This window comes from Ochrobactrum sp. MYb379 (assembly GCF_037479515.1).
In the GTDB taxonomy this organism is placed as follows: Bacteria; Pseudomonadota; Alphaproteobacteria; order Rhizobiales; family Rhizobiaceae; genus Brucella.
The window spans coordinates 59344-71796 of the sequence record NZ_JBBGYW010000007.1 but is presented as its reverse complement, the minus strand read 5'-3'; the positions used below and the strand labels follow the sequence as shown (position 1 = coordinate 71796).

Here is a 12453-nt window from a genome sequence, read left to right as displayed (position 1 = left end):
ACCACAACTACAATTTGAAGCCGTCTGTCGATCCAGGCGGCCCAAAATTTACCTTTATGATTCCATTGCCCGGCACAATAGCCTCATGAATTTCGGGTTCGTACTCCTGACAGGACATGTCAGGGATATGAAGGGCAACAGCGTCAGCGAGAATGCAGGACGCAGAATAGACGGATTTGGCTTATGAAACCACGTCATCTGCTTTTAATCGGATCAATTGCGGCAATCACCGTTTCTATCGTCACGACCAGCATGGCTTTTGCCAATGATCGTTATGCAACCCAGCCGCCGGTTCGGGTCGATAGTGAAACATCACAGCGCTGGCTCGCACAGCTTGGAGGCCCTGCTGTACGCGTATTACCACGAGCCGAGCCTGCACAGCCTCAGAAACGTACCATTGTTAAAAAGAAACAGCCGTCTGAAGCTCGCATTCAAAATGTGAGCCAGCAGCGTCCTGCCGGTAATCCGGCAAAGGTTGTGCGCAAGAAACAACAGCTTGACCCGATGTTCCTGCCGCAGGTTGTCTCCTATTCCGGTGGCGAAAAGCCCGGAACTCTCGTCATCGATACCGGAAAGCGCTTCCTTTATCTCGTCGAAGGAAATGGTCAGGCGCGTCGTTATGGTATTGGCGTTGGCAAACAAGGCTTCGGTTGGAAAGGCACCCAGAAAGTAAGCCGAAAGGCCGAATGGCCAACATGGACGCCCCCCAAGACGATGATCGAACGCGAACGCAAGAAGGGTCGTATTCTGCCAGCCCAAATGAAGGGCGGGGTAAACAATCCGCTTGGTGCACGCGCGCTTTATCTTGGCTCCACACTTTACCGCATTCACGGCACCAATCAGCCATGGACCATCGGCAAAGCCATGTCTTCGGGTTGTTTCCGTATGCGTAACGAAGATGTGAGCGATCTTTATGGTCGTGTCCCTGTCGGCACACGCGTTGTCGTTCGCTGAACAAAGCCCTTGATTGATCGCAAATTCAGGCCGTTGTCGCAAAACGCGACAACGGCTTTTTTGTCATCGAATTGAAATTTTTGGCGTTTTTGTAGGAAAAGCACTCGCCTTTACGCACAAAGGTAGACGAAAGGTCTTTCACTTTTCATGCGAACACCCATATGCTGTAAAAGCAAAATGAAGAGTATATATGTAAGAGGGAAGGACTGAACATGACCGTACCGGCGGTAAAACTGAACGACGGCAATCATATCCCGCAGCTCGGTTACGGTGTCTGGCAAGTTGGCAATGACGAAGCCATCGCGGCTGTCAGCGAAGCGCTGAAAGTGGGCTACCGGCACATTGATACTGCTGCCATTTATGGCAATGAAGAAGGCACCGGCAAGGCAATCAACGAGTCCGGCATCGCGCGCAGCGATATTTATCTCACGACAAAACTCTGGAATAAAGAGCAGGGTTATGAGTCAACGCTCAAGGCTTTTGACGCAAGTCTCAAGAAACTCGGCACGGATTATGTTGATCTCTATCTGATCCATTGGCCGTTGCCATCCAAAGACCTGTTCATGGACACATGGCGCGCTTTAATCAAGATTAAAGAAGAAGGCCGTGCCAAATCGATCGGCGTATCGAATTTCCAAACAGCTGATCTTGAGCGCATTCTCAAAGAAAGCGATGTTGTTCCGGTTATCAACCAGATCGAATTGCATCCGCAATTTCAGCAGGACGAGTTACGCCTGTTCCACAGCAAGCATGACATTGCAACCGAAGCTTGGAGCCCGCTTGGACAGGGCACGATTCTGGAAAACCCGACGCTGAAAACGATTGCTGAAAAGCACGGCAAATCGGTCGCTCAGGTCATCCTGCGCTGGCATATCGAAACCGGCAATATCGTTATTCCAAAGTCGGTTACGCCAGCACGCATCAAGGAAAACTTTGAAGTCTTCGACTTCAGCCTCAATGGCACCGACCATGATGCGATCACCAAGCTGGACAAGACAGACGGTCGTATCGGACCGAACCCTGCGACGTTCTCGGTGGTTTAATGGAAATGAAAAGCCCGGAGTTTTCTCCGGGCTTTTTTTATCGCAGCAGTTTCAAGCTGCCCGTTAGCGAGCGCACCCATTTCGATGGGCCTGCAATTCCCAGCCCGTCAATTACCTCGGTCGCAAGTTGTTTTTCAGGAAAAGCCGCTTCATATTCTGCATAAACATGCAGCGAACGCGCGAAGGCAGGGAAGGCAACAACAGCCTGTCGGTCTTCAAAACCCGCTGCTTTTAATGCGATGGTCCGAATAGTTTCCGCATCAGCCTGAAGAATTGGCACCGGACGATCAGAACTGATGTCGATTAAGACGCCCGTTTTATCGACCAGTTGTCGGGCGGCAATGAAGGGCAGCTTCGCACCCAGCCCAATGGAAATTGCGCCAACCGTATTGGCGAGCAGACCCAGCGGCAGTTCTGGATTAACAATGATAGCGAGGCGTAAATCTTCGTGCATAACGGCTCCTGAAACAGAAATCTCTCACCGAGAAGTACACCGCATCACGAGGTCAATCTTGCCTATCTGTCCCGCCTTACATAGATTTCTGGTAGGCTTTACCAGAAAGAGCCGATTCTGAGGTAAATCTACATGGGTACACTCGATACATCTGACATTAGGATTCTTGAAGCCTTGCAGGATGACGGTCGCCTCACAAATCAGGCGCTCGCTGATCAGGTCGGCATGTCTACGTCTCCAAGCTGGCGCAAAGTTCGCAAACTGGAGGAAGACGGCGTGATACAGGGTTATCGCGCTACGCTGGATCGAAAAGCCATTGGACTTGGCGTTCTGGCTTTCGTCCGCATCAAAATCGATAGTCACAGTGAAGCGGAAGCCGAACAATTTGCGGCTGAATTGATGAGCCTTGATGAAGTTATCACTTGTTACAGCATTGCCGGCGACGCCGATTTTCTGCTGCAAGTCGTATCGCACGATCTCGATACCTATGCCGATTTCGCAATGTCCACGCTGCGCCGCCTGCCCCGCATCAAGGAAATGCAGACGACTTTCGTGCTGAAGGAAACGAAAGGCTTCAAGGGCTTTCCACTCAAATATGCGCGGTCAGTGAAGACTGGAACCTGAAAGCACAACAGGCTTTGGCCCGCCATAGGCCCAGTCGAGCAATTCAACCGTGTGCACAATCGGCAGTTTGCTGCCTGTTGCGATCTGCGTCATACAACCAATATTGCCGGTCGCAATCAGATCGGCACCAGTCGCCTCAATATTCCTGACCTTACGATCGCGAAGTTTGGTCGCGATCTCCGGCTGCATAATATTATAGGTGCCCGCCGAACCGCAGCAGAGATGTCCTTCCAATGGCTCTTTCACCATGAACCCGGCTTTTGAAAGCAGGTCTTTCGGTTGACGCACAATCTTCTGGCCATGTTGCATGGAGCAAGCCGAATGATAGGCAACCGTCAGCACCTTCGGCTTTTCGGGTTGCGGCAGTTCGATGGTCGTCAGATATTCGGTAATATCCTTGGCGAGCGATGATACAAGCGCAGCTTTATCCTTATAGGCCGGATCGAGCCGCAGCATATAACCATAATCCTTGATCGTCGTTCCGCAGCCCGACGCTGTCACGATAATCGCATCAAGACCGCCCACCTCAATCTCCCGCGTCCAGACATCGACATTGTGCCGGGCCTGATCGAGCGCCTGCTCCTCGCGCCCCATGTGGTGAACGAGCGACCCACAGCAGCCTTCATCCTTTGGTGCCACCACTTCAATGCCAAACCGATTGAGCAATCTCAGTGTCGCGGCATTGATGCCGGGGTTAAGCACGGGTTGCGCGCAGCCATTCAAAATCGCAACACGCCCGCGCTTTTCGCCCTTGGCTACGCTGATTTGGATAGGATCCGCTTTGGCGGGAAGACTTTGCGGTGCGAGTTCCAGCATGACTGCAATGGGCTTTAAGCGCTCACTTTTGCGAAACAAGGGAGCCAAGGGACGCCCAAGTTTGGCAAGCTTGAGTGCAATACGAAACCGGCTCGGATAGGGCAGAACTTGCGCCAGCACTCCGCGCAGAAAGCGGTTCATAAATGGACGCTTATAGGTCTTTTCAATATGCGCACGCGCATGATCGACCAGATGCATATAATTGACACCCGACGGACAGGTGCTCATGCAGGAAAGGCAAGACAGACATCGATCAACGTGGCGCACAACTTCTTCATCCGCCGGACGTCCGTTTTCGAGCATATCCTTGATCAGATAAATGCGTCCGCGCGGACTATCGAGTTCATTGCCAAGCGTCACATAGGTCGGGCAGGTCGCCGTGCAGAAGCCACAATGCACGCATTTACGCAGAATTTTATCGGCTTCGTTGACACCGGGATCGAGCAATTGTTCGGGACTGAAATGGGTCTGCATGGCTTACGCTCCCGCCTGCTCAGGATACATACGTCCCGGATTAAGAATGTTCTCCGGATCAAACTGATGCTTCAGCCTCTGTGAAAGTGCTGCAAGCGCTGCCGGTTGCGGCTCAAAAACATCCATGTTGGCTCGCAAAAATTCCGGTGCGCGTATCAGCGTTGCATGACCACCGCCATATTTGGCAATCAGCTTCCGCAGCATACCTGCTTCCGGCTCGGCTTCCATCCGCATCCAGATCAAACCACCTTGCCAATCGTAATAGGCATCAACACCTGCATAGCGGCGAAACTCATCAATCATACGCCAGCCTTGCAACGGGGCCATCGAAACGCGCCAGACCGCGCGCGTATCACCTGCCTGCGCATAGGGCAGCACATCGCGAACTTCTGTCCAAAGCTTTGTCGATTGAGGCTCGTCAATTGTGTCAATTGTCCCTGCCCGGCCTAACAGAGCCTGTAATTGCCTGCTCCGATGCGCGACGGACGGCGCGAAACCTTCCAGCCTCAGAATGGTTGCCGCTTCCCAGCCGAGCTTGCCATCGAGAAAACGATTGGCGACAGTGGGCGGTAAATGCGCACTCGATGCCACTTCCTCGCGCGATCCCATCGCCATGGCCATGACGCGAGAAGCCTGCTCGTCATCCAGTCCCCGAACAGCAAGTGTCACAGAAGTCTCAGGCTTAGGCAGAACTTTGAATGTAACTTCGGTTGCCACGCCCAGCGTACCCCAGGAATTGGCCATACCCTTGGACAAATCATAGCCGGTGACGTTCTTGACAACGCGCCCACCGGATTTGAACAATTCCCCACGGCCCGAAACCACCCGCACACCCAGGATATGATCGCGCGCAGCGCCCGCCTTCAACCGACGCGGCCCCGACAGATTAGCAGCCAACACACCGCCAATTGTGCCGCAACCTGCTTCAACGCCAAGCAGCGGACCATAATCCATCGGTTCAAAATGAAAGCATTGGTGGCTTGCCGCCAGCAATTTTTCAATTTCGGCAATAGATGTACCCGCCTTTGCTGACAGCACCAGCTCGTCTGGCTCATAGAGTGTTATGCCTGAAAGCTGCGACACATCTAGAACATGCCCAGCCTGCACCGGGCGACCTATCCCACGCTTTGAGCCGTTGCCGATAATCTCCAGCGGCGTTGACGTGCCGAGCGCCCACTGGACCGCCTCGACGACACCCGATTCATCCTGCGGTATTAAGGTATTTGCATCAGTCATTTTCAAACCACAGATCAGAAACGCGGAAGGTCGGGGAAGGCCAGCTCGCCGCGATGCACATGCATACGACCAAGCTCGGCACAGCGGCGCAATTGCGGAAAAACCTTCCCCGGATTAAGCAGGTGCTTGGCATCAAACGCACATTTCACACGCATCTGCTGGTCGAGATCTATTTCGTTGAACATCACCGGCATCAGATCGCGCTTTTCGATACCCACGCCATGCTCGCCGGTCAGCACGCCGCCAACCTTCACGCAAAGACGCAAAATGTCGGCACCGAAATCTTCAGCAGCCTCCAGCTCTCCGGGAATATTTGCATCATAGAGGATAAGCGGATGCAGATTGCCATCGCCCGCATGAAACACATTAGCGACACGAAGCCCGTATTTTTCGGATAGCTCGCGCATACCAGACAAAACACGCGGCAATTCTTTGCGCGGAATAGTCCCATCCATGCAAAGATAATCCGGCGAAATACGCCCAACAGCCGGGAAAGCCGCCTTACGGCCCGCCCAGAATGCCAGTCGCTGTTCTTCGGAATGCGAGAGTGTACAGGTGGTCGAACCATTTTTGAGCGCGATTGCTTCAACTTGTCCAATCAAATGATCGACCTCAACCGGAGGACCATCAAGTTCGACGATCAGCAGCGCCTCGACATCAAGCGGATAACCAACACGAACAAAGTCTTCGGCTGCCCGAATTGCTGGTCGGTCCATCATTTCCATGCCACCCGGAATGATCCCTGCGCCGATAATATCGGCTACGCATTGCCCCGCCTGCTCACTCGATGGAAAGCCGACCATGACAGCACGCGCGGTTTCAGGCTTCTGCAGAATACGAACAGTGATTTCCGTCACCACTCCAAGCAGACCTTCGGAGCCAGTCATAAGCCCCAGTAGATCATAGCCTTCGCTATCAAGATGCTTGCCGCCAAGGCGCAGAACTTCGCCGGTGATCAGCACCATTTCGATGCCAAGAACGTTGTTGGCGGTGAGACCATATTTCAGGCAATGCACACCACCAGCATTCTCCGCAACATTACCGCCTATCGAGCAGGCAATCTGCGAGGATGGATCAGGCGCATAGTAAAAGCCCTCATGCTCAACAGCTTTGGTAATACCGAGATTGGTCACGCCGGGCTGCACAACAGCCACGCGATTGGGATAATCGATCTCTAGAATGCGATTGAAGCGCGACATGCTAAGAAGCACCGCATCGACCAGCGGCATAGAGCCACCGGAAAGCGATGTGCCAGCACCGCGCGGCACAACACGAATGCCATTGTCGTGACAATATCGCAGAACCTCTGAGACTTGATCGACGGTTTCCGGAAGGACAACGACCAGCGGCAAAGATCGATGCGCTGTCAGCCCATCGCTTTCGAACACGCGCATCGCATTGACGGTATCGACAACGCCCTCACCCGGCACGATATTGCGCAAGTCGGCAACGATGCTAGCCCGCCTTTGCAAGACGGCCGCATCCGGCTCTGGCATGATCAGTCCGCTCATATGCTCCTCCGCCTCCCAGCGACTTCACATAACTGGTAAACTAATTTTACCAATTGTGCCTATGGCGAAACAGTTTTAACGCTGCGGCATAATCGCCTTGCGATTTCTGCAGAGCCTCGGCTAGATGAGCGCATGCATATATCTGCCGGGGAGCATTTGAAACTAACATGATGAGCAGTCTGGCCGATATGGAGATTTTCGCGCGTGTTGTCGCAACCGGCAGCATGTCAGCCGCGGCACGCGATCTTGGGCTATCACCAGCCGTCGTTTCCAAACGTCTCGGCAGACTTGAAGAGCGCCTCGGCACTCGCCTTCTCCAGCGCACAACACGACAGATTGCACTCACAGAAGCCGGACAAGGCTATCACGAGCGCGTACTGGCCATTCTCGGCAACATCGAAGAAGCGGAAGCCTTTGTTGCACGACGGTCAGCCGATGCGCGCGGCACACTGAAAATCTCAGCCCCCACCACCTTCGGGCGCATGCATATCGCGCCTTATCTGGTACCATTCATGCGGGCCAATTCAGATCTCACCGTCAACATGCAGCTTTCGGACGAGATGGTAGATATTGTCGGCGACGGTTATGATCTTGCTATCCGCATTGGAGAATTGTCCGACTCAACCCTTGTGGCGCGCCGCCTCGCACCTGTGCGGCGTATTCTTGTGGCCTCGCCCGCTTATATTGCTGAGCGCGGCACACCACAGACAATCGAAGACCTCTCCGAACACATTTGTCTTGCACCCCATAACAACGATCCTTGGCGGCTTGAAGGTCCGAAAGGTCCGATCACTATTCGCCCGGTCGGCCCGCTTCAGACCAACTCGAGCGAACTGGTGCGCGAAGCCGTGCTTGCAGGTCTTGGTATTGCGCAACGCTCAACATGGGATGTCGGACCAGACCTCGCCGCCGGAAAGCTGGTGCAGGTATTGCCTGACTATGCAGCGTCCCGAAATGTCGCCGTTCATGCAGTTTATCCATCAAAGCAGTTTTTGCCCGCCAAGGTGAGACTCTTCATTGATTATCTGGCCGATCTTTATGGTCCCGTTCCTTATTGGGAAAGTGGCAGCACTCCACAAGGCATGTCTAAATAATAGACGGAGCGGACATGATTGCGTATGAACGCAGTCGGTCGGTAAGGCGTTAGCCCAAACCACGGCCATAGAAAATTAAGGAATGAAAATGAACACAGCTCCCCGCCTTATTCTCGCACTCGTCACCGCCGTTATCGTTGGCTGCGGCTTCATGTTTTACGACAAGTCGCGCGGCGCTGAGTGGGTTGTCTCCCCACAGCAGATCGAACAGGCAAAAGCTGAAGGCAAAACAGGCTTTGAAAGCCGTCCGGGTACTGTCACAGTCCTTCCAATCCGCAGCGAAACCGCCGATGTATTGCCCTTCAAATGGGCGATGTTTGGCCTCGTCGCTGGTTTGGTTGTTTTCGTAAGAACACGCAAGCGCAAGACGGCCTGATCAAGGCTTCAACGTTTTCAAACCCCGGATGCATCGCTTCCGGGGTTTTTGTTTACACATTTCAGAGACCCGTTGCCGTAACCTCCGCTTGGGGCTAGTTTGCGACCATGACCGAACCAGTGTTTTCCCGCATTCTCGCAAGCCGCACGGCAGATGATGTGGTCCATCAAATCGAGAGCCTGATCCTTGAAGGCGTCCTACGCGGCGGCGATAAGCTTCCGGGTGAACGTGATCTTGCATTACAACTCGATATTTCACGCCCTATCCTGCGTGACGCGCTTAAAAGACTGGAAAACGCGGGCCTTCTCACATCACGTCATGGTGGTGGAACATTTGTGGCCGATGTCATCGGACAGGTTTTCAGCCCACCCGTTGTAAAGCTTTTTGCTGAACACCGAAAAGCCACGACTGACTATCTCGAATATCGTCGTGAGATCGAAAGCATTGCCGCCGAATATGCGGCCCTGCGCGCAACATCTGCCGATAAAGCATTGCTCGCTGAAATCATGACGGCGATGGAAGACGCCAACAGCGCCAATGATCTTGATAAGGGTGCGCAGCTCGATGTTGAGTTTCACAATGCCATTGGCGAAGCCGCACACAACATCGTGCTGCTGCACACATTGCGCTCTTGTTATCAGTTGCTCAAAGACGGGGTTTTCTACAATCGAAGTCTGATTTACAGCTATCCCGGCGTGGCTGACATGCTGTTGTCACAGCATCGCGCCATTTACGACGCGGTGATTGCGGGCAACCCGCAAGCGGCACGCGAAGCGGTGCAAAAGCATATCCGCTTTGTCGAACAGGCAACCAACGACCGCGAACTCAACGACGAGCGTGAACGCGTATCGCGATTGCGCTATCGGCAGCGAGCTGGAAAAGACGTGAAAGAGAGCGGCGATTCATGAGTGGCATTACTCTAAAGGACGCAAAAGGCCCGGCAGGTATCCGGCTTTATGCCATTGGCGATGTGCATGGTCGCCTTGATCTTTTGCAGGATATGCATGGGCTGATCCGCGCCGATATCGACCGTAACCCAACGCATGACTGGCGCATCATTCACCTTGGCGATTACATAGACCGGGGACCGGATTCCAAAGGCGTACTGGATTTTCTGATCCATGCCTCAACGCATGATCCGCGCATTCTTTCACTGATCGGCAATCATGATGATGGATTTCTGCATTATCTTGCGACCGGCGATACAAATGGCATTTTTGCATTGCATGGCGGCAGCGACACTGCCCGATCATACGGCGTTGAGGTCGATTATACTGATCCCGCATCGGCGAAAGCCGCATACCCGCAACTGCTAAACGCAATTCCGCAAGCGCATATCGACTATATCCGCTCGATGCCGTCGTCAGTGAGTTTTGGAGATTTCTTCTTCTGCCATGCGGGCGTAAACCCGGTGGTGCCGCTTGATGCGCAGGACCGCGATGACCTGATGTGGATTAGAACCCTGTTTCTGAAATGGACTGATCCAATGGAGAAGGTCATCATCCACGGCCATACGCCGCAGAGCATTGTCGATGTTCAGCCCAACCGGGTTAATCTCGACACATATGCATGGAAAAACGGAAAGCTGTCGGCCATCGTCATCGACGGCCCGGAAAAGCGCTTTCTGGAAGCGACTGGTCCAGCCGCCAAACCAGTAATTTAGCGCGCGCTGGAAATGCCGTAGCCGTCGGTGGAAGTCATGCTGTTACCGGCATCGACGGTAAAAATGCCAACTGCCATGAACACGATCGCAGAAACCATCAGAACTGTGAGAAGTGCAGCATGCTTAGCGGTCATAATCGAAAACTCTTTGGACAGGTTACCGGACAGTCGGAGACCGAGCTTTCGTAATGGGCAAGGTTTGCACCTTGTCCGACCATTTGCCACCCGGAACGTGGCCTCAGTTACACCTGAAAAAAGTTACCCGCAACTGAACGTCACAGTTACAATTGTTGCTTTCAGGCTGAAAAACCCAAATGATTTTCACCTGTGGCAAAGTGGCAACGAATTGTCAGATCAGACTGACCCATGCCCGCGCAAGAGCAGCACCTGCTCTGTCAGCGACAACACCTGACAGTTGCACATTTCGAGGAAACTCAGCCGCCCATTGAGAATCGAAGCCGGCAATAATCTCTCGCAGAGATTCGCTCCATTCCGAGACCAGCTTGGTGTCAGCTTCAAAGTGAAACTGGGTGCCATAGGTCGCGCGCCCGATCCTATACGCCTGATTGACCGTCATATCGCTGGTTGCCATATGAACAGCCCCATCAGGCAACGAAAACGTATCACGATGCCAGTGGAAAATAGGGAACGTCGCTCCTGCTGCCGAAAGAACCGGATCCGTAGCACCTCGCTCTGTGAGCCGAACCTCATGCCAACCAAATTCCATCGGGCGGTTGAGAATATTCTCGCCGCCATAAGCGCGCGCGATAAGCTGGCTGCCAAGGCAAATGCCCAAAACTGCCTTATCGTGTTCCCCGAATGCTCGGATCAGATTAAGCAAATTCGGAAAGTAGGGAAACTCATCATCAGCAAGTGCGTTTTGGTCACCGCCCAGCACGATAAGCGCCTTATGATTGCTATCGTCTTCTGGAAGCGTTTCGCCATTATAGGCGTGTATGAGATCGATTGCGTATCCCGCTTCAATCAGGATTGGTTCAATCTGGCCAAGACCCGAGTCCGGATAATTTTGGATGACCAACACACGCATGGCTCAAGCCCCCGATTTTGCATGACCAATCGCTAACATGAAAAAAGCCCGGACAATAGCCGGGCTTTGCTTTCCAATTGACGCACTTTTATTCAACGACAGACACGCTGACGGTGCGACCAGCCACAAGATGTACGCCCGCTGGAATATCTTCCAGTTTCACACGTACTGGAACGCGCTGCGCCAAACGCACCCAGTTGAAGGTCGGTGAAACATTAGCAAGCAGGCTTGTGGAATCAGTGCGCTCACGATCCTCGATGCCACCAGCGATACCTTCAACCTTGCCTTTGAGTTGCACCTTGCTACCCATCACATCAATGACGACCGGATCGCCAATTTTGATGCGCTCAAGTTTGTTTTCCTCAAAATAGCCGGAGACATAAAATGAGTCTGTATCGACCAGCGCCGTCACTGCAGAACCTGCAGTTACATAATCGCCCGGCTGAAGCGAGAAGTTGGTGATGACACCATTCACCGGCGCTTTCACAGAAGAACGATCCAGATTGAGCGATGCCAGATCACGGTCGAGTTCGGCCTGACGATAGGTGGCTTCAGCCTGCATTGTCGTGGTTTCGATCTGCTCCATCTTCTGCTGTGTAACAGTCGTGTCATTGAGCTTGCGATAGCGTGTGAGGTCGCGATTGGCCATATCAAGCGCCGCCTTGCTGCTGGCGAGCTTTGCATCTGCCTGCTGGAGAGCGAGCTTGTAACGCGCCTGATCAATGCGGAAAATCACATCGCCCTTTTTGACGTCCTGATTGTCATGCACCAGAACCTCGGTCACGAGACCCGATACATCGGGCGCGAGACGCACAACGTCCGCGCGGATTTTGCCGTCACGCGTCCATGGCGCATTCATATAATAATCCCAGAGATGCCAGCCGAGGAGCCCTGCCATTGTAACCATGACGAGGGTTAGGAAGACCCGGCCGGAATGTGCAAAAAGCTTCTTCATAGTGGTATTCCGTTCAAGATAACGGCGCTTACGCCGAGAATGCAAAAATACATGGCGGCATCAAACAAAGGCCTGTGCCACACAAAACGATAAAAGCGCACACGCGCGAGCAAGCGTTGCATCAGCGAGTTTGCGAAATAGGCGCCCAATGCCAGAACCGCGAGGCTCGGCAAGTAGATTCCATAGATGTCGAATTCTGGTCTCAT

At 53.3% G+C, this 12453-nt stretch carries 15 protein-coding genes; 7 read left to right on the top strand and 8 right to left on the bottom strand.

Going from position 1 to position 12453, the window contains the following annotated elements:
- Positions 1-183 precede the first annotated feature (183 nt).
- Complete coding sequence (locus WH356_RS15135) at positions 184-954, top strand: L,D-transpeptidase (RefSeq protein WP_339512209.1); 771 nt, start codon at positions 184-186, stop codon at positions 952-954.
- A gap of 212 nt (positions 955-1166) precedes the next feature.
- The gene (locus WH356_RS15130) at positions 1167-1997 is read left to right on the top strand and encodes an aldo/keto reductase (RefSeq protein WP_339512207.1); all 831 of its coding nucleotides are present in this window, start codon (positions 1167-1169) and stop codon (positions 1995-1997) included.
- Between the two features lie 37 nt (positions 1998-2034).
- Here the strand turns inward: WH356_RS15130 and WH356_RS15125 are convergent, their stop codons facing one another.
- Positions 2035-2451 (bottom strand): DUF2000 domain-containing protein, encoded by a 417-nt coding sequence (locus WH356_RS15125; RefSeq protein ID WP_339512205.1) that lies wholly within the window; start codon positions 2449-2451, stop codon positions 2035-2037.
- Positions 2452-2583: 132 nt separating this feature from the next.
- On the opposite strand from WH356_RS15125, the gene WH356_RS15120 reads away from it, so the two are divergent.
- On the top strand, positions 2584-3075 hold the full coding sequence (locus WH356_RS15120) for an Lrp/AsnC family transcriptional regulator (RefSeq protein WP_339512203.1): 492 nt from the start codon (positions 2584-2586) through the stop codon (positions 3073-3075).
- Here the strand turns inward: WH356_RS15120 and glcF are convergent.
- From glcF to WH356_RS15105, 3 genes are read right to left on the bottom strand one after another with little or no spacing between them, the layout of a single operon-like run.
- Positions 3055-4365, bottom strand: a complete 1311-nt coding sequence (gene glcF / locus WH356_RS15115) for a glycolate oxidase subunit GlcF (RefSeq protein WP_339512201.1) — start codon at positions 4363-4365, stop codon at positions 3055-3057. The two genes, WH356_RS15120 and glcF, sit on opposite strands and share 21 nt — an antisense overlap.
- Positions 4366-4368: 3 nt before the next feature.
- Positions 4369-5601: a glycolate oxidase subunit GlcE gene (gene glcE, locus WH356_RS15110; protein WP_339512199.1), complete on the bottom strand. Its 1233-nt coding sequence runs from the start codon at positions 5599-5601 to the stop codon at positions 4369-4371.
- Between the two features lie 14 nt (positions 5602-5615).
- Entirely contained in the window at positions 5616-7112 is a 1497-nt protein-coding gene (locus tag WH356_RS15105) for an FAD-linked oxidase C-terminal domain-containing protein (protein WP_339512197.1), read from the bottom strand.
- A gap of 167 nt (positions 7113-7279) precedes the next feature.
- Between WH356_RS15105 and WH356_RS15100 the strand changes: the two genes are divergently transcribed.
- The 4 genes from WH356_RS15100 to WH356_RS15085 all read left to right on the top strand — a co-directional run bounded on the left by WH356_RS15100 (position 7280) and on the right by WH356_RS15085 (position 10245).
- A complete protein-coding gene (locus WH356_RS15100) occupies positions 7280-8206 on the top strand; it encodes a LysR family transcriptional regulator (protein WP_250043212.1) in 927 nt (308 codons plus the stop codon).
- An 88-nt stretch (positions 8207-8294) separates the two neighbouring features.
- A complete protein-coding gene (locus WH356_RS15095) occupies positions 8295-8582 on the top strand; it encodes a hypothetical protein (RefSeq protein WP_339512194.1) in 288 nt (95 codons plus the stop codon).
- Positions 8583-8689: 107 nt separating this feature from the next.
- Positions 8690-9490: an FCD domain-containing protein gene (locus tag WH356_RS15090; protein WP_310015930.1), complete on the top strand. Its 801-nt coding sequence runs from the start codon at positions 8690-8692 to the stop codon at positions 9488-9490.
- Positions 9487-10245 carry a metallophosphoesterase gene (locus WH356_RS15085; protein ID WP_339512190.1) on the top strand — a complete coding sequence of 253 codons (759 nt, stop codon included), beginning with the start codon at positions 9487-9489 and terminating at the stop codon, positions 10243-10245. The genes WH356_RS15090 and WH356_RS15085 overlap by 4 nt, the downstream gene beginning before the upstream one ends.
- Here the strand turns inward: WH356_RS15085 and WH356_RS15080 are convergent.
- The 4 genes from WH356_RS15080 to WH356_RS15065 form a co-directional block, all read right to left on the bottom strand.
- Positions 10242-10379, bottom strand: coding sequence for a hypothetical protein (locus tag WH356_RS15080; protein WP_250043203.1), 138 nt, complete (start codon positions 10377-10379; stop codon positions 10242-10244). The two genes, WH356_RS15085 and WH356_RS15080, sit on opposite strands and share 4 nt — an antisense overlap.
- A gap of 214 nt (positions 10380-10593) precedes the next feature.
- On the bottom strand, positions 10594-11292 hold the full coding sequence (locus WH356_RS15075; protein ID WP_339512187.1) for a type 1 glutamine amidotransferase: 699 nt from the start codon (positions 11290-11292) through the stop codon (positions 10594-10596).
- 88 nt (positions 11293-11380) lie between these two features.
- Positions 11381-12247: an efflux RND transporter periplasmic adaptor subunit gene (locus tag WH356_RS15070; RefSeq protein WP_250043198.1), complete on the bottom strand. Its 867-nt coding sequence runs from the start codon at positions 12245-12247 to the stop codon at positions 11381-11383.
- Complete coding sequence (locus WH356_RS15065) at positions 12244-12453, bottom strand: DUF1656 domain-containing protein (RefSeq protein ID WP_250043196.1); 210 nt, start codon at positions 12451-12453, stop codon at positions 12244-12246. Before WH356_RS15065 ends, WH356_RS15070 begins: the two co-directional genes overlap by 4 nt.

What these genes read in the sequence shown, in the direction of transcription:
- WH356_RS15135 (WP_339512209.1), top strand. Translation starts at nt 184, where the DNA reads ATGAAACCACGTCATCTGCTTTTAATCGGATCAATTGCGGCAATCACC.
- WH356_RS15130 (WP_339512207.1), top strand. Translation starts at nt 1,167, where the DNA reads ATGACCGTACCGGCGGTAAAACTGAACGACGGCAATCATATCCCGCAG.
- WH356_RS15125 (WP_339512205.1), bottom strand. Translation starts at nt 2,451, where the DNA reads ATGCACGAAGATTTACGCCTCGCTATCATTGTTAATCCAGAACTGCCG.
- WH356_RS15120 (WP_339512203.1), top strand. Translation starts at nt 2,584, where the DNA reads ATGGGTACACTCGATACATCTGACATTAGGATTCTTGAAGCCTTGCAG.
- glcF (WP_339512201.1), bottom strand. Translation starts at nt 4,365, where the DNA reads ATGCAGACCCATTTCAGTCCCGAACAATTGCTCGATCCCGGTGTCAAC.
- glcE (WP_339512199.1), bottom strand. Translation starts at nt 5,601, where the DNA reads ATGACTGATGCAAATACCTTAATACCGCAGGATGAATCGGGTGTCGTC.
- WH356_RS15105 (WP_339512197.1), bottom strand. Translation starts at nt 7,112, where the DNA reads ATGAGCGGACTGATCATGCCAGAGCCGGATGCGGCCGTCTTGCAAAGG.
- WH356_RS15100 (WP_250043212.1), top strand. Translation starts at nt 7,280, where the DNA reads ATGATGAGCAGTCTGGCCGATATGGAGATTTTCGCGCGTGTTGTCGCA.
- WH356_RS15095 (WP_339512194.1), top strand. Translation starts at nt 8,295, where the DNA reads ATGAACACAGCTCCCCGCCTTATTCTCGCACTCGTCACCGCCGTTATC.
- WH356_RS15090 (WP_310015930.1), top strand. Translation starts at nt 8,690, where the DNA reads ATGACCGAACCAGTGTTTTCCCGCATTCTCGCAAGCCGCACGGCAGAT.
- WH356_RS15085 (WP_339512190.1), top strand. Translation starts at nt 9,487, where the DNA reads ATGAGTGGCATTACTCTAAAGGACGCAAAAGGCCCGGCAGGTATCCGG.
- WH356_RS15080 (WP_250043203.1), bottom strand. Translation starts at nt 10,379, where the DNA reads ATGACCGCTAAGCATGCTGCACTTCTCACAGTTCTGATGGTTTCTGCG.
- WH356_RS15075 (WP_339512187.1), bottom strand. Translation starts at nt 11,292, where the DNA reads ATGCGTGTGTTGGTCATCCAAAATTATCCGGACTCGGGTCTTGGCCAG.
- WH356_RS15070 (WP_250043198.1), bottom strand. Translation starts at nt 12,247, where the DNA reads ATGAAGAAGCTTTTTGCACATTCCGGCCGGGTCTTCCTAACCCTCGTC.
- WH356_RS15065 (WP_250043196.1), bottom strand. Translation starts at nt 12,453, where the DNA reads ATGAGACCAGAATTCGACATCTATGGAATCTACTTGCCGAGCCTCGCG.